The sequence below is a fragment of the Candidatus Woesearchaeota archaeon genome, assembly GCA_018303425.1.
Lineage (GTDB): Archaea > Nanobdellota > Nanobdellia > Woesearchaeales > JAGVYF01 > JAGVYF01.
The window spans coordinates 20,224-46,606 of the sequence record JAGVYF010000034.1; the positions used below are offsets into that span (position 1 = coordinate 20,224).

The window sequence follows — 26,383 nt, forward strand, 5'->3', positions numbered from 1 at the left end:
TCATTTTTTATTTAATCAATTGCTTTAATGCAAAGTTCGCATTTTTTAAATCCTTTTAGCTCGGCATCTTCAATCGTATCAATCCAAATTAGGTTTTTAATATTAATTTTCTTTGCCCAATTGCATTTGGGTGAATGAAACTTTTCCCCTGTTTTAGATGCCATATATCGGGAAGGATTAAATGTCTTTTTAATACTTCTAAGTTTAGATTTAATAATTTGTGAAACAACTTCTTTCTCATTTTCTGCAGTTTTTTCTATAGAGGGTTCTTCAAGAATAATTTCTTTAATTGGTTCTTCCTTTTTATCATTTAAAAGATCAGTTATACCTGTAAGGTCTAAAGGAAATTGTATACGCCTAATTTTTTTCTTGATAGTGTATAAGGCTGAAACAATAATGCCAATTGATGATAATAATATTGCAAAAATGAACGATATTGGTTTATAAGCCATTATTGATGGCATTAAGGCTAAATTTAATAAATTTAACGAGTATAACAAAGTTAAAGCGGCATATGCATTTTTTTTTGATTTATACCCCGCAACAATTGCAGCCATCATAGCATACCATATAATTACAAAAGTTCCTATTCTAATAAACTTTTCAAGACTAGATAAACCAAAAACTATTCTTATAGTAAATATCGCCGTAAAAACTAATAATGTTAAGTGCGCAAGCAAGCTTCTACCTTTTACCATGATTAAAAAAAAAATAATTCTGTTTATATTGATTTATGTGCTGTAAATTAGCTTTCAAGGTAATCAAATAATGATTTAATGAAATCAAAATTAGTTCAGAGACATAGAAGTAAAAGGGCGGTATCATTGCTAATAATTACAAAGAACATTTACTAATGGCGTAACTTACTTTACGCGCAATTTGTTATCAATAGATTAAGCAGACAAGTATACTTTGAATTAAACACAATATTAATTAGATACTTGATATTAGACACAATATGAATTAGATACAATAAACAAATAATTTAGAATTCTTCTTCTTGCTCAAGCTCTTTAAGAAAACCGCGTTTTTTAATCAAATCTACTTGGTTTCTACGATACTTATAGATTACATCGCCCCTTTCATCGCCGCCAAGTTCCCATGGTTCAACAAGCACTAAATCTGCTTCCCTGACCCATAAACTCTTTTTTAGCCTCCCTGGAATTCGGCAAAGTCTGGTTTTACCATCTAAACATCTTACAGACACCCTGCTCCCGCCAAGCCTTTGATCAACAATTCCAAAAACTTCTTTATTCCGCGGTAATTTGATTCTTCTAAACTCTTCTTCAGGCGATAATTCTTCAGTATGAGCATTATTTTTTTTAATATATGACATAATATAGGTTAAAAAGTAAATATTTATATACCTTTCTATTAATAATAATATAAATGATTAAAAATGAAAGAGGCAATAATAAAGCAAACTTCACAAAAAAATTAAATTTGCCAAAAAAAGATATAATTTTAATGCCGGCTTCCTATTGGAAAAGGACTTTTGCTTTTTTAATTGACTTTTTAATTATTGATTTAATTATAATTTCGCCTTTTAAAAAAATTTTAAATAGTTTAATTTTACCAAACATTAACCCCTCTTCAATAAACTTAATTTTTGAGTCCAATCCTGACTTATTGTCCCAAATTTCGACATTAATTATTATTGTCTCCATTTTATCAATAATGTATTTTTCAATTTTACAATTAAAACTCAGACAAACTTTGGGAATGATGTTATTTAATCTTTGGATATATAGTGATAATAAAGAAATAAGCATATTTAAATTAATTTTAAGCAATATTACTTTCATGCCAATTTTTCCATTTATATTATTATGGATAATCGATCCAATCTTCTTGATATTTTCAGCTTCAAAACAAAGATTAATGCAAAAATTGGCTGGCGTATATGTTGTTGAAGAAATAACATCGGGGTTTTACCAATGAATAGCAATATTAAAATAAATTCGGGTAATAAATGGATATTTTTGACATTGTTCTTAGCTTTATTGGCAATATTCAGTAATATCGGCGCATGGTTTATTAGCAAAGATTTATCCGGAGGTTATAATGTTGATGGAAATATTGCAGTTATCCCTTTATCAGGTTTAATTTTAACAGAGCCATCTAATTCTTTTTTAGGTGATGAAGTAACAGCATCAAATGACGTGCTTAAATACATTGATATGGCAAATAAAAATTCAAATATTAAAGCAATATTATTTGAAATTAACAGCCCGGGCGGATCACCTGTTGCTTCAAAAGAAATTGCTGATGCTATACAACGAAGTAAAAAAAAGACTTATTCTTTGATCAGGGATGTTGGTACATCTGGAGCTTATTGGATTGCATCTGCAACAAACAAAATTATTGCAAATGAGATGTCAATTACCGGTTCAATTGGTGTTATATCATCATATATAGACTTTTCAGGCTTATTAAATAATTATAATGTAACATATAACCGATTAGTTGCAGGAAAATACAAAGATGTGGGAAGCCCATTCAAAAAATTAGAATACGATGAAAAATTATTAATTGAAAAACAATTAACTTTAATACACGGTTATTTTATTTCAGCTGTTGCAAAAAATCGAAACTTGTCCGAATCTGAAGTCAGGAATATTGCTACCGGCATGTATTTTATAGGTGTTGAAGCCAAAAAACTCGGATTAATAGATGTGTTGGGTGATAAATATACGCTCGAGAAATTATTAAAAGAAGAGTTAAATGTTTCATCTATAAGTTATAATTATTATAGTAAATCAAAATCAATATTTGACATTTTTTCTAAAACATTTGCTGAACAGTCTTTTTATATTGGAAAAGGGATAGGTTCTCAGTTTGCGCATGAAAGTTTGTACAGTGATTCTATTGTAAGAACATAAATATGCAATGATGAAAATCTCATATAACTAATTTTGTTTTCATTAAAATTTAATTCCTTAAAAGAAATAAATAAAAAAAGAAAAAAGATTTGAAGATTGTAATTAATTTATCTTCTTCTGGTAACTTTTCTTGCTGACTTTCTTACAACTTTTCTTTTAACTACTCTTTTAGCTGCTTTCCTTCTTTGACCCCCTCTAGCCATTTTTGCTCTAGAGATGTCTCCTTGCCTATCAACAAAGTAAAGGTATCCTGATTCTTTTTTTACGCCTACTTTTGCTACTTTTTGAGCCATTTTAGTTTGCCTCCATAATATATTAATGAGTGGTAATATACCCCTATGAGAATTTTATGTTCTCCTGATTATATAGTCCAAACTCATATTTAAATGTTTCCCTTTTTCCCGTCGGACATCCGTCGGAGAATGTAGTAACTGCCAAGTAGAACTAAATATCGCCACTAAATCTCGTTAATATTTATTAACACTTTTTCTGTCCGTTTCACGTCGTCAAATCCAATTCTCGGACACATCGTGTTAACCCAGCATTCAATGAACGGAAAATTTTCAAGCTCTTCAAAATTAAGTGTATTCGTAATAAATATATAAGCATTTTTTCCGTCTGAAATTAAAGTTTGTTTAAGCGCTTCGGCTTTTTTCAGATGGTGCTGTCCAGGTTTAGTTGAGACTATAATCCCAATATTTTCGCTGACTTTATACTTTAAGATAGCTCCATTCTGTCGATTTTTCAGAAGTTTAACATCTTGTTCATCAAGTTTATGGGTCTGTTGCGTAAACGGATTAAATGAAAATACGGGCTTATTTTGTTTTAATAACAATGCTTTAGGATGAAATTCCCCAGTCCCAATATATAAAAATAATTCTGTATCTTCTTGTTTATTCATAGAACAGCCAAGAACCTGTCCGGGATATTTTGAATGTTCTCCTTTAAAAAATAAAACTCGTTTGTTCGCGTGTTCTAATTGTAGTTTTATTTCTTCCAGCGAATCAAGAAACTGGATAGTTGTAACTAATGTTACGGTATTTGGCAACAGATTAATCAGACTTTTCGGTAGCCTGAATCTCTCAGTATACCTTGCTTCTATGAAAAGTGTTTCCATAATTTGTATTTTGGAAGGTTTATTTATAAAAGCTATGGTAAAATACAGGGAATGGACTAAACCAACGAAACAGTTCTTGTCCAGAAAGTCAATTGTCTGTATATCAATATCTAAAACTAAACTTAAAGTCTGCAAGAACACTCTTGCTCATCTAAATTAATGTGAGCATACTTATTGATAATGAAACCACTCTGAACAACACGATGAAACCGCAATATATATAAACTTAATTACAGTGAGAATATTAACATGTTACAAAAAAAAAAGAGCGTCAGTAAAGATAAATCTTTTATTCTATGGTTTGAAGAATTAGGTAATACAGATGTTGCATATGTTGGAGGAAAAAATGCCTCACTTGGCGAAATGTACAGGTTGCTTTCAAAAAAAGGTATTCGCATACCTAATGGATTTGCAATAACCTCATATGCTTATAGGTATGTAATAAAAAATGCAGGAATTCGAGAAGAAATTAAAAAAATATTGGGACAGATGAATATACATGACACAAAAAGTCTTGCTGCTGCTGGTTCCAGAATAAGAAAATTAATCCAAAAAGCTGAATTTCCCCCGGAATTAAGAGAAGAAATAGTCACAGCATACCTAAAATTATGTAAAAAAGAAGGAACTACCGATGTAGCGGTACGCAGCTCTGCAACTGCCGAAGATTTACCAACCGCAAGTTTTGCAGGACAGCAAGAAACCTATTTGAATATCAATGGTGAACATGCATTGATTGAATCTTGTAAAAAATGTTTTGCGTCACTTTTTACTGATAGGGCAATTTCTTATAGAGTTGATAAAGGATTTGATCATTTCAAAGTTGCGCTTTCAATTGGCATACAGAAAATGGTGCGCTCAGATCTTGCAACATCAGGAGTAATATTTACATTGGACACAGATTCAGGATTTAAAGATGTTGTATACATCACAGGGATTTACGGATTAGGAGAAAACATTGTGCAAGGAAAAGTCAATCCTGACGAATTTTATGTATATAAACCTACACTTGCAAAAGGTTATAGCCCGATTTTGATGAAAAAAGCAGGGAACAAACATTTACGCATGGTGTATCAAATTGGAGGAAATAAAAGCACTAAAAATATATATGTATCCAAAGAAGATCAAAAAAAATTAACATTATCGGATAATGAAATATTAATTCTTGCAAAATGGGCAGTTGAAATTGAAAAACATTACAACATGCCAATGGATATTGAATGGGCCAAAGATGGTAAAACCGGAAAATTATACGTTGTGCAGGCAAGACCAGAAACAGTTCAAAGCCAAAAAAATCTAGAAATTCTGGAAACTTATAAATTAAACCAAAAAAGTAAAATTTTAATTCAAGGCATAGCTATTGGCTCAAAAATAGGTGAAGGAAAAGTTAATATTATAAAAAATGCATCTGATATCCACAATTTTAGAAAAGGACAGGTTCTTGTTACTGAAATGACCGATCCCGATTGGGAACCTATCATGAAAGTTGCTTCTGCAATTGTCACTAACAGGGGCGGAAGAACATGTCACGCTGCAATTGTATCCCGTGAACTCGGTGTTCCGTGCGTGGTTGGTTGCGGTAAAGCAACTAAAATATTAAAAAATGGAGAAAAAGTCACAGTGTCTTGCGCAGAAGGTGAAAAAGGCAATGTTTATTCAGGTTTGTTGGAATTTAAAATTGAAAAAACTGATTTACGTAAACTAAAAAAACCTGATGTTAAATTAATGATGAACCTTGCCAACCCTGAACTAGCATTTACATCTGCAATGATCCCCAATGATGGCATTGGTTTGGCCCGCGAAGAATTTATTATTAACTCATTCATTAAGATACATCCGTTGGCCTTAATCAATTATAAAACGCAAAACAAAAAGATTCGTGAACAGATTGATAATTTAACTTATGGATATAAAGATAAAACTAAATTTTTTGTTGATAAGCTTGCATCCGGCATTTCTATGCTGGCAGCTGCTTGCCATCCTAACGATGTAATTGTAAGATTTTCGGATTTTAAATCAAATGAATATGCAAACCTAATAGGTGGAAAAGCGTATGAGCCTAAAGAAGATAATCCCATGATTGGATGGAGGGGCGCGTCAAGATATTACAGCGAAAAATTTGAGAAAGCTTTTGCTTTAGAATGCAAAGCGATTAAAAAAGTTCGTGACGAAATGGGGCTGAATAATGTCAAAGTTATGGTACCATTCTGCAGAACCCCTGAAGAAGGTAAAAACGTCATCGAAGTCATGCGAAAAAATGGTTTAAAACAAGGTAAAAATGAGCTTGAAATTTATGTTATGTGTGAAATTCCTTCCAATGTGATACTTGCAGATGAATTTGCTAAAGTGTTTGACGGATTTAGTATTGGCACGAATGATTTGACACAATTAACTCTCGGTTTAGATCGTGATTCAGAATTAGTTGCGCATCTTTATGATGAACAAAACCCTGCTGTTAAAGAAATGGTTATACGCGTTATAAAAGCTGCAAAGAGAAATAAACGTAAAATTGGCATCTGTGGAGAAGCTGCTTCTATTCCTGAATTTGCAAAGTTTTTAGTTGAAAATAAGATTGATTCGCTTTCAATGGTGCCTGATGCTTTGATGAGTGTTAGGCAAGGATTAGCAAAAAAGTAACTTTCTAAGAGACTTAAACAAGTTAAATTAATTAATTAAAAATAGATATTCTATTTAATATATGTTTATATAACAAGGAACGTGAGAAGTTTTATGACACTAATTTTAGGCAGGAGAAAAAAACCTGAAAATGGAGAACTTAAAATGAATAATCCTTTTTTAGAAGATTATATAAGGATAACTAGAAGTTCTGCATTTAGAAGACTTGCATTCAAAACACAGGCAATCTCTTTACCTGATAATCCCCACACAAGTTCAAGACTTGTGCATACCAATGAAGTCCTTAATCTTTCTTTAATAATCTCTGAACAGCTAGGATTAAATAAAGAATTATGCATGGCAATAGCAGCAGGACATGATATTGGCCATGTACCTTATGGTCATTTGGGCGAAAGGGCATTAACAGAACTCAGCGCTCAAAAATTAGGAGAAAATGTTAAATTCAGGCATAATGTATACGGCGTAATAATCGCCCAAGAGATAGAAAATCGCGGCCAGGGTTTTAATCTGACCCATGAAACATTAGAAGGGATATTTCAACATTCACGGGGTAGTGGTCCATACACATCACACCCAAACATTCATCAAGAATACAATGTTGTCATGTATGCAGACAAAATAGCATACCTTTTTTCAGATTTGGAAGATGCCATAAGGTCTGAACAGTTAGAAGAAAAGGATGTGCCTGATTTTGCAGCTAAATTTGGAAAAACAACAGAAGAAAGAAAGATGAGCGCCATAAAAGCATTACTTGAAGAGAGCAAGGCAAAAGGTTATGTAATTTTTGAAGAAGGTCCTTTATCTAAAGAGTTTGACCAGTTAAAATCATATATGTATACAGAAATTTATCCAGAATGCAATAACGATCACCAAACCGATTCTATCAAACGGATTTGTGAATTTTTTGGGAAACGAAAAGAATTTGCAGGTGTTGATCCAATTGTTACTTTTTCATTACTAACAGATAATGAGACATATTATATGGGTAAACTTTTACTGCGTTCTAAAAGGATTCCGAAGAGTAAGATTGATCATTTAGGCGTATTTGAATATTTGCCGTTTTTAGAAGGTAAAAAAATTGATTACACTAAGCCGAATTTAGATTGGTAAAACAGATTAAAAACTATTTTTTATATCTTCTTCAGTTTCAAAACGTTTCCAGAATCCTTCAAATATGTAACCATGCTTATAATCAATCTTGTTTAATTGGGTTGTATAATGTTCAGTTTCATCAATTTTATCCAGCGCTTGCCTGGTAAAGATTGAGATGCCAGTAAAACAAAGATGTGAATCTGAATTTTGGGGTTTTTCAGTAAACTTTTTTACGGTGCTTCCTTCAAGGACTGCAACACCATATTTATTAAACGGGTTCATTGTTTTTAATACCAGGGTCATGTCACTTTTATTTTCTTTATGGAATGCAACAAGTTGTTTCAATTCTACTCCCGCTAACACATCCCCGTGCATTACAAGGAATTCTTTACCCAGCTGACTCCCCCATCTTTTGATTGAACCGCTTGAGGTTAATCGTTCTTCCTCAAATAAAACATTTACAGTTTTATAATTTAATTTTACATAATCTTTTACCGGTTCAGAATCTGTTGCAACATTAATATTAAAAAAGTCTTGTCTTTTCAAATACTTAATTTGATGATCAATTAATTTTTTGCCGTTAAATTCTATCAGGCTTTTATATAAATCGCCAATTTTACCTTTGCTTGTTAAAATTAAAACAGGGATATCTTCAAAATCTTTTTTTAATAAAATTTCGATATATCTAGATCTATTAATTCCTTTTCTCTCACTTATTTTATCAATTTGTCTAAGTATCTGATCATCAACAGTAATGCTTATTTTTCGTTTCATAAGCAAAGTAATACTAGTAGGATATTTAAATATTACTGTAAAGTATATATATCATATTACCCTATATATCAGCATAATATTATTCCAAGATAAGTCTGTATACTGATCTTTTAGAGTAGAATACCGCCAATAAAGCACATTTGAGGAAAATGAAAGTTTGCACCGGACTTTCTACGGATTATTTTAAGAAAAGCATATAAAGAATAATTTCTTTAAAATTCCAAATGACCGTATTTCTTAACGTGAAAAAAGAGGATATGAAATTATTGATTGACCATGGCCTGGGACTTGATAAGACTAAAACAAAGTACGAGATAATGCGTTTACGCGGTTCATGCGTTGCAATTCTTTTTACTTCCGGTAAACTTCTTATTCAGGGTTCAGATGTAAATGTGTCGCGATATAGAGACCTGATGATTGCTAAAGGATTTAAGGAACCGACAAAAATAGAATATGTTTCTCAATCAGGATTATTTATTGGTTCAGATGAATCATTGAAAGGAGACACTTTCGGCGGACTTGTTGTTGTAGGTGTAAAAGCAGATGATGTTGTTCGCGAAAACCTTAAAATTCTTGGCGTAATGGACTCTAAAAAATTAAAAGATTCGTCAATACCGCTACTGGCACAAAACATTAAAAAAATAGCTAAAGTATCAATTAGAAATATTTATCCTGAAAAATATAATCAATATAATCAAACTGAACTTATGAATAAACTGCATAAAACAGTAGCTGACGAACTAAGTCCAGGCACGCATGTAGTTGATAAATATCCCGGATGCAATGTAGGTGATATAGCTGTAACTAAGGGTGAATCTAAATATGTAGAAATTGCCGCCGCATCAATTATTGCGCGAGATGAAGCATTATCACAGATAGGAGATTTAAGTAACAAGTTAGGTTTTGATATTCCTAAAGGTTCAACACATGTGAAATCAGCTTTGGAACTGCTTAAAAAATCAGGTAAAGATCCAAACCAATTTATTAAGATGCATTTCAAAAACATAAAACCCTATTTTTAAGCTTCTTTCCGCCGAGCAATACGAATTTTAGAACCATCTTGTTTCAAATCTTTCTGAATGATCGATTCTAAATCCTTAAGTGCCATATGCAAAGCTTTTGCAAAATCCCATTCTGCTACTTTTGTAGAAACAAATATCCTAGTTGGAGCAACAGCTTTTGCATGAATCGAATATTTACACCTTGAACCAGTTTTATTGTAACATTTTAAATGTATGCTTAAAGATGTTTCATTATGCAGCCTTCTCTTGATTTTATCGTAATATTCTTCCGATATTTTCTCAAGTAACCGTTTTTGATCTTCATCCAAATCATCCATTCCAATATATTGAATTACTTCTGCCATAAATTATGATTTGAAACTTGAAGTTTATATATTTTATTGTATTCTACAAAAATTATCGCGCCCCCCCTTGTCTAAAAACCAATGTGCAAACGCCAAATTAAAAAAAGTAACAAGTATATTACTAATATCTTTGCTATATTATATAGATAAGATTATTTTATCTGAACATCACACATTATTATTGCCAGCCGAATTATGAATAATTGATAATGACGCGTCTTCGCATTAAATCTCGGTCATATAACTTATCTTGTGAACTTCTCATATGCCGTACCTTATAATAAAAATACGCTTCAGAACCCATTGTTTCAAAGTTGATGGATGAGCTATTATGGTCTATAAGTGTGCCATACAATATCCCCTCAACTCCCGGAGGAAGATTTTGAGCTGGCCTGGGTACTTCCCATAAAAGTTGCGGCGCTGTCCAGTGGATAATATCATTTGAAAATGCATAATAGACTCCGGTAACAGTCTTGCCACCAGAGATGCCTGCCCGTATTGTCGACATGACATATTTACTAATATTTTTATTAAAGAGTACAGAATAGAGTGGCGCAATACTGCCAGAACCAAACCGTATTGGTTCGCATACATAGTCTTTTGAATCTACATTTAATTCAAGATAAGGGTTTATGAATCGCACACTAAACTCTGAACCATTCCATGCTCTCCAAGACGGATTTTCAAGACTTGCAGTTCGCGCTAGACACACACCATCCTTAAGCTCTCCTTCACCTAATGTCCCCCCCCCTTGAATATTAAAAAAGGCGTAATAGTTTCCATCTGCGTGTTTGATGATATTACTTGGTACCATATATCCAAAAGGACCGCCAGCGGAATCATATTGGTATGGCGCTGAAGCTACTAGGTGCTGTGGTGCTGGCGCGTGTTGAAAAGTATTTCCACCATCTGTTGACATTCCTTGCGTGATAGACATTCTCAAACACATGTATTGATTTCCTGACGGGCAATTACCAAAATCCTCTCCATGATATTCTTCATGAATTAGTGCATAAATGTTGTTTCCTGATGTGCGATATGTCGCTGAGAGCCATTCATAATCATCATATTGGCTTGGGTCTGAATTATTGTGTGAAGTAAATACAGGGTTGCAATTGCGTGTCAGATTATCAAAATTAGGACCGCTTTCGCGATACCACATATAAAATGATGAAAAAAGTTGCAGATTACCCTGTGCGTCTCTGAACACACGCGTAGGTAAGTCAGGGATATCTTCTTGTCTGCAACGATCTATTGTCCAATTATATACAGTCTCAGGTTCTCCGGCAAGTTGCAGACTTACGTTTCCTGTCATCTGCGGTGAACCAGTTAATTCTTTTCTTTCACCAGTTTGCGCATCTATGGCGTATGCGTGGATGATATGCACACCAGTTCTTAGCGATTCTGGAACGGTGAAGGTGAATCTATGGTCTCCTGGGTAAGGGAAACCTGGGTTAGAGGTAACATTTGCTCTGATTGTTACAATAACATCACGTTCTCCAAGAGGGGAATACAGCACCATCTCTACATCAATAGATTGCATAGGAGTATCGTTATCTACTGCCCAGCCGGAAGATACGAAGTTTGTGTTAAAAGGACCAAAGATTCCTGTGGGGGCGTAATTATTGATAGGGGATGTATTCGACAATGTTATTCCTTTAATTCCACTTCTCATTGTACCGGAAACTTTATGGATCAAGTCCGCTGCATCATTCAAATAAAAATCAACTTGTAAAATTAATTTTTGTTTAAGTTGATTATCAGTATCACAAATAGTTACAATGGTTCCAATACCACCCCTTGAAATATTTGTGTCTCCAGAAGAGCTACAAAGTGAACCGCCTTCAAAATCTAAAACTTTAAATGCAGTAATAGTAATTCTATCACTTAAACCATTTCTAACAATAAACTTTGCTTCGCCTTCACCAATAATATAGTCTTCGCATATCAAACCCCCTGGAAGATTACATTCTTCAGGTAAGAACGATGTTGGTGAGAATACCCCTGAATATGCAAGTGTGCCTATTGTTAAAAAAAAAAGAAGTATGGCCCAGCCATATGTCATCAAAAATTCTATACCCGCTTGCGCCTTTTTATTTTTCAATATTTAAATATCTAAGAAATATAGATATATAAAGATTTCTGCTTATAATCAGCCAAAAAATATATAAATTCCAAAATCCTATTTTTTTATTAATGAATAAAACAATTAAACTACTTATGATTTCAGATATTTTTTTAATCTCAGGTTTAGGTTTAATTGCGCCAATTTTGGCAATTTATATTAAAGAAAACCTTACAGGGGGCACAATTTTTGCTGCGGGTTTTGCAAGTACTTTATATTTAGTAACAAAATGTATCGTCCAACTGCCTTTTTCAAAATATGTAGATATTCATGATGATAAAGTTAAATGGTTAATGTTGGGAGCTTTAATTACATCAATTGTGCCTTTTGGTTATATTTTTTCAACAAATATTCAACATATCTATTTGATAGAAATCATGTATGGAATAGGCAGCGGTCTAGCATTTCCTACATGGTTAGGTTTATGGAGTGTAAACTTAGATAAAAAACAAGAAAGTTATGAATGGAGTCTTTATTCTACATTAACGGGTTTAGGAACTGCTTTAACAGCAGCAGTTGGGGCAGCAATTGCAAATTACTTCGGATTTAAAACAACATTTCTACTTGTTGGTATAATTTCATTAATTGGTTGGTCAATATTATTCGGTCTTGAAGTAAAAAAAGAAAAACTTTCAAAAATCAAAAATATTCATTATCATAAACAGAGGAAATATACGGATAAAGAGCCCTAATTAGATAGTTCAATTTAATTCCTAAAACATTATAGAAAGATATATATATATGTAAACCAAATTAAAAAGGTGAACCAATAATGAAAAAAATAATTACTATTTTGCTTATATTAATGATAGGTTTGGTTATGGTATCTGGTTGTGATATTAATACTAATGATTCAAATAGTATACCTCAACCACCAAGTTTGCCAGATGATGACAATCAACAACAAGATGGAAGCGATGCAATACCGCAACCGCCAACACTACCGGAGGAATAAAAATGAATAACAAATTTTTAAGCATTATTATTATATTAATATTGGCTAGTTTTGTATCTATTTTTACAATTTTAGTTTCTGCTGAATGGGAAGAAGAACCATCTACTGAAGGCAGAGTTCATTTATTTGAAGGATGGAATATAGTCTCATATTATGCCATTGATGAATGGAATTTTGATGCACTTCAAAAGAATGAAATAACTGCAATTTTTATGTACAATTCATTTGATAAAGAGTATATCAGATTATACCCTAATCATGACGTTGAAAAAATGAAAGAATTCTATTCCAAATTGGTAGCTAATAAACAAGATCATACTGTCGGAAATATGGCAATTTGGGTTTATTCCAATAAAGAGCAGATCATACAATTTAACACAAGAAACACAATTTATTCTGTGTCGCTTATGGACTTAAAAAAAGGTTGGAACTTTTTAGCGATAACGAATGAATTTAAAGATGAAATCAATTGGGATTTTACATTTGATGAATATAAAGGAACTTGTGATATCCAGAAAATATATTTATTTTTTTATAATCAATGGCTGGAAGTACAATTAAACACTGATTTTGCATTCAGGGATGCATTGTGGAGCGGAGTAATACTTAAAGTATCAAACGATTGCAATCTTGGAGAACCTGTAGAAAAAGCTCCATCTGCACCGCCAACCATTCCTAGTTAAATATTTTTTTAAACTTTGGTTTATTACCGGAAACCAAAAATATAAAGTGAACCAATAATGAAAAAAATAATTACTATTTTGCTTATATTAATGATAGGTTTGGTTATGGTATCTGGTTGTGATACTAATACTAATGATTCAAATAGTATACCTCAACCACCAAGTTTACCAGATGATGGCAATCAAAATCAACAACAAGATGGAAACGATGCAATACCGCAACCGCCAACACTACCGAGAGAATGAAAATGAATAACAAATTTTTAAAAAAAATATTATTAATTTCAATTATTCTAATAATATTAATTAGTTTAGCTGTTTTTGTTTCGGCTTATTTATTTGAAGCAGAAGATACTATTGTATTTGATGGATGGAACTTATTATACGGGTTTACTGAACCAGAACAATTAACAAAAGATTATGGTCCTGAAGCCGTTAAGTATGTCAAAGCGATTTACACTTTCATTCCAACAACAAAAGAATACATACGCCTTTACCCAAACCCTGAAACTAGTAAATTTTATAAAATTAGCGATTATGACTTAAAACATACAGCATCTTGGGTATACTTTGAGGGTATTGAAACATATTTAAGAAAGGTTGGCAGAAGAATTGTAGAATCGGCATATTTGACAACAGAATATGCATTAAAAGAAGAGTATCCTAATCTTGAATCTATGAAATTATCTCGCGGTTGGAATTTAATTGGACCTACTGGTAACATGTATTTAGTTAAAGAACCATTTGATTATTTCACATGGGAAGAAGTACAAGGAAACTGCGAGTTTGAAAATATTTACTTTTATGAAGCTGATGATCTAGAATGGACTAAAATTCAGGGAGATAATTTCAAAATAAGTAATATATTCGTACATATGGGATTTGCAATTAAAGTAAAAGACAATTGTCATCTCGGAGAGCGGAAAGAAGAATTGGATATTTCATCCCCTCCAGCCATTCCTAATTAAATGTTTTCTTTTTCTTTGTTTTTTTTGTGACTATTCTAATTTAATTAAAATTACTGCTAAAAAATAATGCTAGGCTTGAGTTTAACCGCAGTATTTATAAATAAACATTTTAGCCTAAACAATATGTTATACATTATAGGTTTAGGGTTAAGTGATGCTAAAGATATCACAATGAAAGGTCTGGAAGCAGTAAAAAAATGTTCGAAAATATACTTGGAAAATTATACTAGCTCATTTCAAGCCACAAAAGAAGAACTTGAAACATTGTATAAAAAGCCAATTATTCTCGCAGATAGAGAAATGATAGAAAAAAGTTCAGACAAAATATTTGGAAATTCAGGCAATGAAGATATTGCGCTTTTAGTTATTGGAGATCCAATGGGCGCAACAACCCACATAGATTTTATATTAAGAGCAAAAGAAAAAAAGATTCCAATTAAAATTATACATAATGCATCAATCATTAATGCAGTAGGCATTACCGGACTGCAGTTATACAAGTTTGGTAAAACTACATCAATATGTTACAAAGAAGGAAATTGGTTGCCTGAAACACCATATGACACAATTAAAATGAATCAAACAAATGGTTTGCACACTCTTTGTTTATTTGATATAAAGAAAGATGAAAACCGATATATGTCAATAAAAGAGGCAATTCAAACATTGCTGGAAATTGAAAATAAACGCAAAGAAAACATTTTCACGGAAAATACTTTATGTGTTGGCTGCGCCAGAATTGGTTCCGATACTGAAATTATCAAATCAGGCAAAGCTTCAGATTTGTTAAAACTTGATTTTGGCGGACCATTGCACTGTTTAATTGTGCCAGGTAAGCTTCACTTTATGGAAGAGGAAGCTTTAAAATAGGTGCTGTCAAAGTACCTAAAAAGTCAGGTGTAAAAGAGTTAGCTTCACTTTCGTAAAGGTGAAATAGATAACTTTAATAATCTAAATAATATAATATTTTTGTTAATGTCTAAAACGATTATTGAATTAAAAGATGTTAGTAAACATTTTTATAATCAAGAAATTCTAAAATTAGTTAATTTAAAAATACGAGAGAATTCAATATTAGGTCTGATTGGCCAAAGTGGAGCAGGTAAAACCACTTTAATCAGAATAATACTTGGATTATACACCCCAACAACCGGAGAAATTTATATTAAAGGAAAACTCGCTACAAACAACCAAAATAGACAGGTAGGGTTCGCAAGCCAAGAATACTCTTTCTACCCGAGATTAACTGTTGAAGAAAATTTAAAATTTTATGGCACAATGTACCGCATGACTAAAAATGCGCTAGAAAATAGAATTGACGAGCTTCTGGAAATGATGGAACTTGCACATGCAAAAAAAATAAGAAGCTCAAAACTTTCCGGGGGAATGAAGCGCAGGCTTGATATAGCGCTCGCGTTATTAAACCGCCCGCACATTTTGATACTTGATGAACCAACGACCGGTTTGGATATTGTACTTAAAGAAAAAATTTGGGCAATGATTGAAAAAATTAAAAAGACAGGCATAACTATTATTATCTCAAGTCATGACTTAGAAGAACTGGAAGAACACTGTACAGATATCGCTTTTGTCAGAGAAGGGTTTGTCTATTCTCCCGAACAACTTAAAGAATATTCCAAAAAATATCATCCACTAAAATTATCTGATCTTTTTAAAACATGGTATGTTGAAAAAAAATGATTAAAACATTTTATACTCTAGTTGCAAAAAATTGCAAGAACCTATTTCGTAATTGGGCTTCTATATTATTATTAATAGTTGGACCATTAGTTATTCTTTTGATAATGATAGTTGCATTTTCAGACATAAGTTTCCACGGGATTACAATTGGATACATAGGAGATCATGAACTTGTACAGCCAATAATTGGCCGAATGGATTATTTGGGAAATTTTCAACAATACCCTGTATTAGAAGATTGTCTGCTTCAATTGAAACAACAAAAAGTTCATCTTTGTTTAGACCTAAAAAATTATCAATCAACTTATATTGATTTATATTATGATAACACGCGAGGAGTAATTTCTTTAATGTTGATCTCGCAATTGCGTGAAGGCATTTCAAGAGAAAAAGAGAATATACTTAGAAACAAAACACATTCACTCATAAGCGGGCTAGATGAAATTCAAAACTTCATTAAAGATAAACAAGGAAATATTCAAAATATTATTTCAAGTTTAGAAGGATATAAATTAGAAATAGCAACCACCCAAAACGAAATGCTTGTCATCAAAAATGATATTGATTTCCAAATAAATGAATTAAATATTATGAAAAATGACCTTCATACTTTAAAAGACGATATAGATTACGGATATTCAAAATTTAACCAAAATAGAAATTCAATATACCAAACTCAAAATCAACTTCAAAATATACGAAATAATCTGATTAATCTTAATCAGGATACGGCCGCTATTGATCAAGCGATATATGCGCTTGATAGTCTTCAATCGGGCTTATCAACAATACAATATACAATTGTAGATGCACAAAATAAAGTAATTAATACGATTTCAAAAATTGACCGGGCGATTTCATCATTACAAAATGCAAAGACCTTTATTATCCTAACGGATGATAAACTTAGTAATATTAAATCTTCTTTAACAGGTAAAATATCAGAACTTAGTATATTAAATGGGGAACTAAACAACAAAAACCAAATAATCTCCAAAACTGCAAATATAGATGTTGAAAATATGGTTAACCCATTCCTTTTAGACATTAAACCAATGTTCCAAGATTCAAAAAGAGTTCAAGTTTTTAAAGAAACATATGACTTGTCTCTTCCAAAAAGACAAACGCCAGATCTAACAAGTATAGATTCTGTTCAAACACTCCTGCCATTTTTAATTTCAATTTTAATCTGTTTTGTTTCAATTATGATTTCAAACATCATTATCTTAGATGAAAAACATTCACCTGCTTATACTCGAAATTTAATTAGCCCCATATCTGGATTTATCCATATATTAAGTATTTTATTTACAATTTTAATAATATTACTTATAATGATTAGTATAGTATTAGGTGTAAGTTATATAGTCTTTTTTTTAGATATAACGCAAAGCATAGCAACAATTTTAACTGTAACTATATTTCTAATCTTGATTTATTCATTATGGGGTATTGCTTTAGGTTTTATCATAAATTCCACAACTACCTCTCTTTTAATTACAACTTTTTTTATGATTATTAATGTTTTCTTATCAGGCGCAATATTTCCCGTTGAACGTATGTCTAAAATAATTTTAGAGGTTAGTTCATTTATCCCATTCAGGGACGGTTTATCAATACTACAACAGTCTATTTTTTATAATATTCCATTAACCAGCTTCGTTCCACAGATAATAAATATGAGTATTATATTAGGTTTCAGTATAATAGTTCTAATGATAAGTTACAGTATCTCAAAAACAAGATTTAAACAAGGAATTTAAGACCTTAGAAACCACTAATTTTATAAATAGTTAATAATTCAAAGAGAATATCCGTTTAAAGCCCCGTAGTGTAGCGGCCAATCATCTTGCCCTTTGGATGCTTTATGCAAAAGATAGGCGAGGACCACGGTTCGAATTTGCGCTGTAAAATATCGCAAACGAAAATCCGTGCGGGGCTATTTTTTTAGTTTTTAATCAGTCCCTATGTTTTTCCCGGGGTTTTATTAAAACGCTGTGCGGGGCTATTTTATTTTCACTTTATATATCTAACAAGCGATAGTTTTATAAACCCTAAAATTATTCAATTTATTATGCTTTCTCGTCGGAGAATTAAATATTACAGAGATTAAAATGGAACAAGAAAAAGAATCATATGGAGCAGATAAAATCACAGTACTAGAAGGTCTAAAAGCAGTTAGAAAAAGACCGGGCATGTATATAGGTTCAACAGGCCCAAGAGGTCTTCACCACATAGTTTATGAGGTAGTTGACAATTCAATTGATGAAGCTTTGGCAGGATATTGCAGCAAAATTAATATAATAATTAATACTGATGGTTCTATATCAGTTGAAGATAATGGGCGAGGGATTCCAACAGGCATGCACCCAAAACTTAACATGTCAGCGCTTACTGTTGTTCTGACAAAATTACATGCAGGAGGTAAATTTGATGGAGAGGCATACAAAGTATCGGGGGGATTACATGGAGTAGGCGTCTCAGTTACAAATGCGCTTTCGATAAAATTAAAAGCCATTATAAAACGCGAAGGTAAAATCCATGAACAGGATTTTTCCCAGGGCAATCCAGTAAACAAAATACATATCATAGGGGATACAACTGAAACAGGCACAACAATTATATTTACACCAGACCCCGAAATATTCACTGAAACCACTATTTTTAGTTACGAAACTTTGCAATCAAGATTAAGAGAATTGGCGTTTTTAAACAGGGGCATTGAAATAAATATTAAAGATGAAAGAATAAATAAAGAACATACATTTAAATATGACGGAGGCATCAAAGAATTTGTATCCTACCTAAACAAAAATAAAATCGGTCTTCATGCTCCGATATATTTCGAAAAAAATAAAGATGATATAGGTGTAGAAATTTCATTGCAATATACTGATTCTTATCAAGAAAACATTTATTCTTTTGCAAATAATATTAATACTCACGAGGGGGGCACGCATTTATCCGGATTCAAATCAGCTTTAACAAGAGCAATAAACCAATATTCAGAAAACAACAAATTACTCGAAAAAAATGAAAAACTTTCAGGTGAAGATGTAAGAGAAGGTTTAACTGCAATTATAAGTATTAAGATTAAAGAACCGCAATTTGAAGGCCAGACAAAAACAAAACTGGGAAATTCAGAAGTTAAAGGTATTGTTGATTCAGTCATATTTTCAGGCCTAATGTCATACTTTGAAGAAAACCCGCAATCTGCCCGCCAAGTAATAAGCAAATGTGTAACAGCACAAAAAGCGAGAGAAGCAGCTAGAAAAGCTCGTGAATTAACAAGAAGAAAAGGTGTGCTGGAAAGTTCAGCTTTACCTGGGAAACTGGCTGATTGCGCAAACAACGACCCTAAACTGTGCGAAATTTATCTTGTTGAAGGAGATTCGGCAGGGGGTTGTTTTTCGGGAGATACAAAAGTCGCGCTAACTGACGGTCGCAATTTAAGTTTCAAAGAATTAATAAAAGAAAACATTAATAATAATAAAAATTATTGCTATACAATTAAAAATGATGGCGATATTGGGATAGAGATTATCAAGAATCCGAGAGTAACTAAAAAAAATACAAATGTAATTAAAATAATCCTTGATAATGATGAAACAATTGTATGTACACCTGACCATAAATTTATGACTAGAGATGGAGAATATTGCGAAGCAGATAAACTTACTGCTGAAATGAGTTTAATGCCATTGAATAGGAAAATATCTAAAATCGAAGGTCGAATTACGATTGAAGGTTATGAAATGGTTTATAGTTCTAAATCACATAAATGGATTTTGACACATTTGCTTGCAGACCAATATAATCTCAAAAATAAAGTTTACCAAACATCAGAAAAAAACCCTAAACATCATGCAGACTTTAACAAATTAAATAACAACCCTTCAAATATAATTAGATTGGCTAAAAGTGAACATCTCAAATTACACACACAAATTCTTAAAAAAACTTTACACCGAAAAGATGTAATAGAAAAATGTAAAAAAATCAAGCAAACCCCTGAATTCAAAAATAAAATTAGTAAAATTATGTCAAGTCCAAAAATGAAAGATATGCTTTCAAAAAGAGCAAAAAAACAATGGCAAGATGAAAACTACAAGAGATATATGGCTAAAAAATATTTAGAATTTTATAATAGCAATGAAAAATATAGACAAACAAATTTAGAAAAGTTAAACAAAAGTCAAAAAGAATATTGGTCATCTTTAAAGAATAGAGAAGCTCAAGCCCAAAAAATTAAAGAATTTTATAACCAAAATCCCGAAACAAAAAAAAGCTTGTCTGATAAAGCTAAAAAACAATGGAGCAATCAAGAATTAAAAAAATGGCGAAGTAAAAAAACTAAAGAACAATGGACCCTTGAATTTAGAGAAAAAAGAAAAAAAGCATATGACAAGACTTATTTTTCACATACGGTATCTTTAATGAAAAAAGTATTTGAAGAGTATGGTAATTTAGAAACATTTGATGAAGAAAGAAAAAAAAGTAAAAACAAGAATATCCTTAAAAAAAGTAAATTTCTTGAAAAGTTTTTTTCGAATGATTCTGAAGCTATGGTGGAAACAGTAGCGAATTATAATCACAAAATAAAGAAAATTATTCATCTAAAAAAGAAAATTGATGTTTATGATATTGAAATTCCAAACACCCATAATTTTGCATTAACAGCAGGAGTATTCGTGCATAATTCAGCTAAACAAGGCAGAGATAGAGAATATCAGGCAATTTTGCCTTTGAAAGGCAAGATTCTTAACGTAGAAAAAGCAAGAATAAATAAAGTAATCTCAAATGAAGAAATAGGTATAATTATCACTGCGCTGGGATGCGGGATTGGTGAAGATTTTAATATTTCAAAATTACGGTACCATAAAATTGTGATAATGACAGATTCTGATGTTGACGGTCAACACATTACCTGCCTTGCATTAACATTCTTTTACAGATATATGAAACAGCTTATTGAAAATGGAAATTTATACATTGCTCAACCCCCTTTATACCTTATTAAATCTGGTAAAACCCAAAAATACGCGCAAGATGATAAAGAAAAGGACCAAATATTGAAAGAATTGGGTACTGAAGAAAAAGAGGTAAATATACAAAGGTATAAAGGTTTAGGAGAGATGAACCCAGACCAGTTATGGGAAACTACGATGGACCCAAAAAAAAGAACTTTCAAAAAAGTTACAATTGAAGATGCAGTTGAAGCAGATCATACATTCACAACTTTAATGGGCGAACAAGTTGAAGCCCGCAGGAAATTTATTGAGGACCATTCAAAAGAAGTTATTAATTTAGATGTATAGCGCAGGCAATAAACACTTTTTTACATATTTCTACAACTTCATCTGATGGATAAAATTCTTTAGAATGAAGTCTGCCAGTTCCGCACCCGATCCGAATCATGCAGATAGGCCCATTAGACTCAAAAAAAGCAAAGTCATCATTTCCCAACCTCGGATTATTTTCAATTACTTCAAATTCACGCTCTAAACTTTTTCGCAGTTTAACTGCTAGCTCTGGAGAATTATACAAACTCGGATATCCTATGATAAATTCAAAATTAATTTTAACCTGAAATTCTGTTTCAATCTTTAAACAAATCTTTTCAATCTCATCCTTTATTTGAAATCTTAACTTTTCATCCAACGCCCTTGAAGTTCCAGTCATTCGCACATCTTCACATACAATATTATCTTTTACTCCCCCATTAATTAACGATATTACAACAGAACAATTCTTCCCAATAAAAGCCTGATGCGTCTTTTGGATAATTTCCGCGCTCGCAAGAATTGCATCTTTGCCTTCATATGGTGTTGCAGTATGAGCGCTTTTACCTGTAACTTTAAACTTAATCAAATCCACTGAACCCATCACATAACCAGCCCTTATTCCAATTTTACCTATAGGGATAGACGGATCAACATGCAAAGATATACCTGCATTAAATCTTCCAATAAAATCAAGCACATATTTTGCCCCGGAAGGGTAATCTTCTTCAGATGGCTGAAAAACACCTATAACATTATCAGCACTTACTAAAACTGAAGCTAATGCAGCCATATGCACATCATGACCGCATGCATGTTTGACCTCTGCACCAAAAGATAACCCGTCAAGTTCTGCTCTCAGGAGCACATTTGGAACGCCCTTTCTGACAATTAGGCCATTTTTCGGCAATCTTTCAAACTCAATGTTGTTTTGGGTAAAGAAATCACAAATTATTTCAGTAGTTTTAAACTCATGCCAACTGCATTCAGCATTTTCATTTAATTTATTTCTTAATTCGGTTGAATTCATATGTTGCCAGCCTCTTCAAACATTGTTCAGGTAAATAATCTTTAAATTCATATCCTGAATCTTGCGGGTATAACCAAACATTTTCAGCGTGTTTACCGTCATAATACAAAGGATATTCTAATCCTTTTAACCAATAGTCTGAAAATTGGGATTTATGCAATGACGGAAACTTTTGCAATAATATAATCCATGACTTTTGTTGCTTTTCAATTTTAGGGTCAAGATTAAATTCTGAAAATAAATTTTCAATCTCATCATATTCACGATTCTGCGCAGAAGACTGAAATTTATATCCTCTGCTTAAACCAAAAGCTGCAACATAATGATGCGAAGGTGAGACTGTTACTTCATACCCTAACTGATTTACTAAACCTCTTGCATTGTCCGCAAAATAATTAGCAGCCCCCTTCAAAGGTAAAGCGCTTTGACCTGGATAATGCCCCGTTACAAAAGCACTTTGCCAAAGTTCAAGAAACTCAGAAGGGTCTCCAAAAATATAATCAAATGGTTCACGCACAAAAGTAGTTAACTCTGTCTTAAGAAAATATTTATCAGGGTCTCTTGAATATCTGGACAATTCTACAGCCGGGCAATCAACTTTGTCATATGGCGCATCATAAGACCAATCTGTCAAAAAAGAAACGTAATTGGGCGTACCATCAAAACGCCTATCACGGATTTTAAATTTAACAACTTCTTTGCCATCTTTCATTAAAACATGCAATAATATGGAATTAAAGTCTCTTAAAACATTAATTACGCCATCATTATGATGATAAATAACCTTCTCAATATCTTCCTTGTTTTCAGAAACTTTTTCTAGCCTGCCTACTCGCTCAAAGACTAATGGATGCAATAATTCTAAAAGTGTTTCATTTTTGATTTGTGTAATAGGCGACTTTGTTTGTATCATAATATAACCATTTGTAAAGAAGTATTAATATTATTATGACATAAATATTCGTATGAGAATATTAAACAAGCTAGCTGAGAAGGTTTCAAAGTAGCCTAACTTATAATATAAGTTAAATTTAACACAAAGCTCCGATACACCGAAAGCTTTATAAAAGGTTTATAGATTCTTATACTAAGTTAAAATGGTTAATCCAAACACTAGAAATATAGGGCGTAAAACGAAAAAAGTATGGTATCCTTTAATAGCCCCAAAATTATTTTCAAACCAGATTATAGGGAAAACATTAGTTTATTCACCTGAGGACCTTATGCACAAGCCTGTTTCTATAAATTTAATGAACTTAACAGGAGACGTTAAAAACCAAAATATTAATATTGGATTTAGAGTATTAGGCGTAAAAAATGGCCAGGGATTAACTGATTTATGGTCATACACAATTATACCTTCTCATGTTAAAAGAATTGTAAGAAAAAAATTAGACAAAATAGATGATAGTTTTATATTGCAAACAAAAGATAATGTAAAATTAAGAGTAAAACCCTTGATTTTAACATTAAATAAAACAAGCAGACAAATCAGAAAAATACTAAGAAAAACAGCTAAAGAATCTTTAGCAAAGACATTTAACAGTTTTATATATGAAGACCTTATAAGAAATATATTAATGCGTAAATTGCAAAATGGTTTATCAAGAGAACTAAGAAAAACCACGCCTATCAAAGCATGTGAAATAAGAGTTTTAGAAAGATTAAGTGAAAAAGATGACGAAAAAGCAAAAGTAATGCAAATACCAAAAGAAACTAAAACTAAACCTCTCCGCGAAAAAGCTGCACCAAAAAAAGCATCCCTAAAAGCATCAGCAAAACAAACAGTTGAAGTTGCTAAAGAAACTAAAGAGTAAATGTTTTATACTCGCGCTTAATTCTAAATGATATGATAATTGCTATCGATGAAGCGGGCAAAGGTCCGGTTATAGGTCCGTTAATCATGTGCGGAATTTTAATTGAAGAAGAAAAAGTGCAAAAACTTATTGATATTGGTGTTAAAGATAGCAAGCTTCTTACACCAAACAAACGTGAAGAACTTTTTCCTGAAGTTAAAAAAATAGTTAAATCTTACAAAGTTATTTCAGTAAATCCTGCGGAACTTGACAGTTTGATGAAATCAGGGACAAATCTTAACAGGATTGAACTTCTGAAAACTGCCGAAATAATTAACTCATTAGAGGGAGATAAAGCAATTATTGATTGCCCATCAGTAAACCTTGAGGCATACAAAAGAGAATTACTTGCGCAGCTTAGCCGCAAAGTTGCGCTTATTGTTGAACATAAAGCCGATTTCAACTATCCTGAAGTAGGCGCAGCCTCAATCATTGCAAAAGTTATACGCGATACTGAAATAAAAAAATTACAAGAACAGTATGACGCAGACTTTGGCTCAGGCTACATGTCAGATCCATTAACTCAAAAATTTATAGAAGAAAACTGGCAAAAGTATCCTGAACTGTTTAGGCATTCTTGGTCAAGTTGGAAAGATTTAGCATTCAATAAGAATCAGAGTAAATTGGACGATTTCTAAACACCGCCAAACAACAAAAACACTACCCCAACTGCAACAATCCCGCCATACACATTCTTGTTCCATTTTAAAACCTTAGCGCCATCAAGTATCCCGACCGGTATCATGTTAAACAAAGCAAGCCACGTATTAATCAGATAACCATACTTAATTATCATACCAGTTACGCCAACAGCCGGAATAAAAAAACTCAAAAATAAAAACATTGCAGCCAAAATGATATTAACTATCGGTCCGCTCGCAGAGATTTTTCCATTAGTTATATTATTTACATACCCAGATATCATAACAGCGCCTGGCGCAGCAAAAATAATTCCGGTAAACGACATTGCAACTGCTAAGAGTAGCATTGTAAAGCTTGCTCTAAACTCTGCAAAGCACCCAAACCTTTGAGCAGTTATCTTATGCCCCAGTTCATGACAAATAAATCCGGTGCCTACTGTAACGGCAGAAATAAACCACACTATTAAAAATTCAATTGTAAAAGAAAAACCGCCACCCAACGCAATTGCAAACGCCAATGACAACATTACCCATGCGAGCGTTAAATCTTTAATTTCCTTTTCAGAAGTAGTATAAGAACCTATCTTATATTGTTTTGAATTTGCAGCAAACATATAATTAAGTTAAATTTTATAGTATATAAAGATATATAAAAAAGAAAAATCTATAGAAGTGATCTTACGCCTTCTATATGATCTGAAACATCTTGACCTTTCTTTGTTAAACTAAGTAATTTTAATCTACCCTGTTTTTCAAAGTTAACTAATTCATGTTTCTCCATTTGTTGCAAAATCTTAACTACGTGTGAATATGTGCAATCAACAGATTTAGCTAGTGAAGAAGCATACAGCGGCCCTTTAGTGTTCATTAAACCTAACAGCATTAATGCTGGTTTTTCTCTAAAAAATACGTTAAAAATTTCTTTATTCTTCATGTAAATTCAACCCCCAATTCATTAAAGTGTTTTTCTCGATTCACGTTTTTCTCGACGCTAAACCAGAAAATTTGTATCGTAATAACATTGTTGTTAAACATATGTATTATGTGGGTCCTATTTAAACCTATCGAAACCATGTTATAGTTTCTGACCAATAATAACGCAATGGGATTAAAAAATAACAAGGGTTTAAAAATATACGCTTTTAGAATAATACTTTAGCTTTTTCCTAAAACGCCAGTTATGAAAAATAATATTATAATTCTCACAACTACTGCTTAAAATAAATCAATGCTGCTTAAAAAGCAATAATAAAAAGAAATAAACTTATTCCAACATT

The 26,383-nt window shown here is 32.1% G+C and carries 27 protein-coding genes and 1 tRNA gene; 17 read left to right on the forward strand and 11 right to left on the reverse strand.

Annotation, left to right across the window (positions count from 1 at the left end; all coding sequences use genetic code 11):
* Window positions 1-11: 11 nt before the first annotated feature.
* The gene (locus J4418_04925; GenBank protein MBS3113398.1) at window positions 12-698 is read right to left on the reverse strand and encodes a hypothetical protein; all 687 of its coding nucleotides are present in this window, start codon (window positions 696-698) and stop codon (window positions 12-14) included.
* A gap of 287 nt (window positions 699-985) precedes the next feature.
* Complete coding sequence (gene eif1A, locus J4418_04930) at window positions 986-1,336, reverse strand: translation initiation factor eIF-1A (GenBank protein ID MBS3113399.1); 351 nt, start codon at window positions 1,334-1,336, stop codon at window positions 986-988.
* A 53-nt stretch (window positions 1,337-1,389) separates the two neighbouring features.
* Here eif1A and J4418_04935 point away from each other — a divergent pair, with 53 nt between their 5' ends.
* Together J4418_04935 and sppA are read left to right on the forward strand one after the other, a co-directional pair.
* Complete coding sequence (locus J4418_04935; protein MBS3113400.1) at window positions 1,390-1,941, forward strand: RDD family protein; 552 nt, start codon at window positions 1,390-1,392, stop codon at window positions 1,939-1,941.
* The gene (sppA, locus tag J4418_04940; GenBank protein ID MBS3113401.1) at window positions 1,938-2,882 is read left to right on the forward strand and encodes a signal peptide peptidase SppA; all 945 of its coding nucleotides are present in this window, start codon (window positions 1,938-1,940) and stop codon (window positions 2,880-2,882) included. The genes J4418_04935 and sppA overlap by 4 nt, the downstream gene beginning before the upstream one ends.
* Before the next feature lie 107 nt (window positions 2,883-2,989).
* Here sppA and J4418_04945 read toward each other — a convergent pair whose 3' ends face one another.
* Together J4418_04945 and J4418_04950 are read right to left on the reverse strand one after the other, a co-directional pair.
* The gene (locus J4418_04945; GenBank protein MBS3113402.1) at window positions 2,990-3,175 is read right to left on the reverse strand and encodes a hypothetical protein; all 186 of its coding nucleotides are present in this window, start codon (window positions 3,173-3,175) and stop codon (window positions 2,990-2,992) included.
* Window positions 3,176-3,339: 164 nt separating this feature from the next.
* On the reverse strand, window positions 3,340-3,999 hold the full coding sequence (locus tag J4418_04950) for a diphthamide synthesis protein (GenBank protein MBS3113403.1): 660 nt from the start codon (window positions 3,997-3,999) through the stop codon (window positions 3,340-3,342).
* A gap of 249 nt (window positions 4,000-4,248) precedes the next feature.
* On the opposite strand from J4418_04950, the gene ppsA reads away from it, so the two are divergent.
* Together ppsA and J4418_04960 are read left to right on the forward strand one after the other, a co-directional pair.
* Window positions 4,249-6,633, forward strand: a complete 2,385-nt coding sequence (gene ppsA, locus J4418_04955; protein MBS3113404.1) for a phosphoenolpyruvate synthase — start codon at window positions 4,249-4,251, stop codon at window positions 6,631-6,633.
* Between the two features lie 93 nt (window positions 6,634-6,726).
* A complete protein-coding gene (locus J4418_04960) occupies window positions 6,727-7,743 on the forward strand; it encodes an HD domain-containing protein (GenBank protein MBS3113405.1) in 1,017 nt (338 codons plus the stop codon).
* Between the two features lie 6 nt (window positions 7,744-7,749).
* On the opposite strand, the gene J4418_04965 is transcribed toward J4418_04960, so the two are convergent.
* The gene (locus J4418_04965; GenBank protein MBS3113406.1) at window positions 7,750-8,499 is read right to left on the reverse strand and encodes a hypothetical protein; all 750 of its coding nucleotides are present in this window, start codon (window positions 8,497-8,499) and stop codon (window positions 7,750-7,752) included.
* A gap of 224 nt (window positions 8,500-8,723) precedes the next feature.
* Here J4418_04965 and J4418_04970 point away from each other — a divergent pair, with 224 nt between their 5' ends.
* Window positions 8,724-9,521, forward strand: coding sequence for a hypothetical protein (locus J4418_04970; protein MBS3113407.1), 798 nt, complete (start codon window positions 8,724-8,726; stop codon window positions 9,519-9,521).
* On the opposite strand, the gene J4418_04975 is transcribed toward J4418_04970, so the two are convergent.
* Together J4418_04975 and J4418_04980 are read right to left on the reverse strand one after the other, a co-directional pair.
* Window positions 9,518-9,865, reverse strand: a complete 348-nt coding sequence (locus J4418_04975) for a hypothetical protein (GenBank protein MBS3113408.1) — start codon at window positions 9,863-9,865, stop codon at window positions 9,518-9,520. The genes J4418_04970 and J4418_04975 overlap by 4 nt on opposite strands.
* Window positions 9,866-10,058: 193 nt before the next feature.
* Window positions 10,059-11,969: a hypothetical protein gene (locus J4418_04980; GenBank protein MBS3113409.1), complete on the reverse strand. Its 1,911-nt coding sequence runs from the start codon at window positions 11,967-11,969 to the stop codon at window positions 10,059-10,061.
* A 92-nt stretch (window positions 11,970-12,061) separates the two neighbouring features.
* Here J4418_04980 and J4418_04985 point away from each other — a divergent pair, with 92 nt between their 5' ends.
* The 10 genes from J4418_04985 to gyrB all read left to right on the forward strand — a co-directional run bounded on the left by J4418_04985 (window position 12,062) and on the right by gyrB (window position 21,615).
* Window positions 12,062-12,682, forward strand: a complete 621-nt coding sequence (locus J4418_04985) for an MFS transporter (GenBank protein ID MBS3113410.1) — start codon at window positions 12,062-12,064, stop codon at window positions 12,680-12,682.
* Window positions 12,683-12,762: 80 nt separating this feature from the next.
* Window positions 12,763-12,945 (forward strand): hypothetical protein, encoded by a 183-nt coding sequence (locus J4418_04990; GenBank protein ID MBS3113411.1) that lies wholly within the window; start codon window positions 12,763-12,765, stop codon window positions 12,943-12,945.
* A 2-nt stretch (window positions 12,946-12,947) separates the two neighbouring features.
* Window positions 12,948-13,628: a hypothetical protein gene (locus tag J4418_04995; GenBank protein MBS3113412.1), complete on the forward strand. Its 681-nt coding sequence runs from the start codon at window positions 12,948-12,950 to the stop codon at window positions 13,626-13,628.
* Window positions 13,629-13,733: 105 nt separating this feature from the next.
* Window positions 13,734-13,874, forward strand: coding sequence for a hypothetical protein (locus J4418_05000; protein ID MBS3113413.1), 141 nt, complete (start codon window positions 13,734-13,736; stop codon window positions 13,872-13,874).
* A gap of 2 nt (window positions 13,875-13,876) precedes the next feature.
* Window positions 13,877-14,596 (forward strand): hypothetical protein, encoded by a 720-nt coding sequence (locus J4418_05005; GenBank protein MBS3113414.1) that lies wholly within the window; start codon window positions 13,877-13,879, stop codon window positions 14,594-14,596.
* A gap of 123 nt (window positions 14,597-14,719) precedes the next feature.
* Entirely contained in the window at window positions 14,720-15,466 is a 747-nt protein-coding gene (dph5, locus tag J4418_05010; GenBank protein ID MBS3113415.1) for a diphthine synthase, read from the forward strand.
* A gap of 105 nt (window positions 15,467-15,571) precedes the next feature.
* Window positions 15,572-16,297: an ABC transporter ATP-binding protein gene (locus J4418_05015; GenBank protein MBS3113416.1), complete on the forward strand. Its 726-nt coding sequence runs from the start codon at window positions 15,572-15,574 to the stop codon at window positions 16,295-16,297.
* On the forward strand, window positions 16,294-18,060 hold the full coding sequence (locus tag J4418_05020) for an ABC transporter permease (GenBank protein MBS3113417.1): 1,767 nt from the start codon (window positions 16,294-16,296) through the stop codon (window positions 18,058-18,060). The genes J4418_05015 and J4418_05020 overlap by 4 nt, the downstream gene beginning before the upstream one ends.
* Window positions 18,061-18,119: 59 nt before the next feature.
* A tRNA-Gln gene (locus tag J4418_05025) sits at window positions 18,120-18,239 on the forward strand.
* Between the two features lie 172 nt (window positions 18,240-18,411).
* Window positions 18,412-21,615 carry a DNA topoisomerase (ATP-hydrolyzing) subunit B gene (gene gyrB / locus J4418_05030; GenBank protein MBS3113418.1) on the forward strand — a complete coding sequence of 1,068 codons (3,204 nt, stop codon included), beginning with the start codon at window positions 18,412-18,414 and terminating at the stop codon, window positions 21,613-21,615.
* Here the strand turns inward: gyrB and J4418_05035 are convergent.
* Window positions 21,599-22,609, reverse strand: a complete 1,011-nt coding sequence (locus J4418_05035) for an amidohydrolase (protein ID MBS3113419.1) — start codon at window positions 22,607-22,609, stop codon at window positions 21,599-21,601. The genes gyrB and J4418_05035 overlap by 17 nt on opposite strands.
* Window positions 22,584-23,522: a hypothetical protein gene (locus J4418_05040; GenBank protein ID MBS3113420.1), complete on the reverse strand. Its 939-nt coding sequence runs from the start codon at window positions 23,520-23,522 to the stop codon at window positions 22,584-22,586. The genes J4418_05035 and J4418_05040 overlap by 26 nt, the downstream gene beginning before the upstream one ends.
* 184 nt (window positions 23,523-23,706) lie before the next feature.
* Here J4418_05040 and J4418_05045 point away from each other — a divergent pair, with 184 nt between their 5' ends.
* Both J4418_05045 and rnhB read left to right on the forward strand, forming a co-directional pair.
* Complete coding sequence (locus J4418_05045; protein MBS3113421.1) at window positions 23,707-24,426, forward strand: hypothetical protein; 720 nt, start codon at window positions 23,707-23,709, stop codon at window positions 24,424-24,426.
* 32 nt (window positions 24,427-24,458) lie between these two features.
* A complete protein-coding gene (gene rnhB / locus J4418_05050; GenBank protein MBS3113422.1) occupies window positions 24,459-25,103 on the forward strand; it encodes a ribonuclease HII in 645 nt (214 codons plus the stop codon).
* Here rnhB and J4418_05055 read toward each other — a convergent pair.
* The gene (locus tag J4418_05055; GenBank protein MBS3113423.1) at window positions 25,100-25,720 is read right to left on the reverse strand and encodes a hypothetical protein; all 621 of its coding nucleotides are present in this window, start codon (window positions 25,718-25,720) and stop codon (window positions 25,100-25,102) included. The two genes, rnhB and J4418_05055, sit on opposite strands and share 4 nt — an antisense overlap.
* A gap of 50 nt (window positions 25,721-25,770) precedes the next feature.
* Window positions 25,771-26,040: a winged helix DNA-binding protein gene (locus J4418_05060; GenBank protein MBS3113424.1), complete on the reverse strand. Its 270-nt coding sequence runs from the start codon at window positions 26,038-26,040 to the stop codon at window positions 25,771-25,773.
* Between the last annotated feature and the right edge of the window lie 343 nt (window positions 26,041-26,383).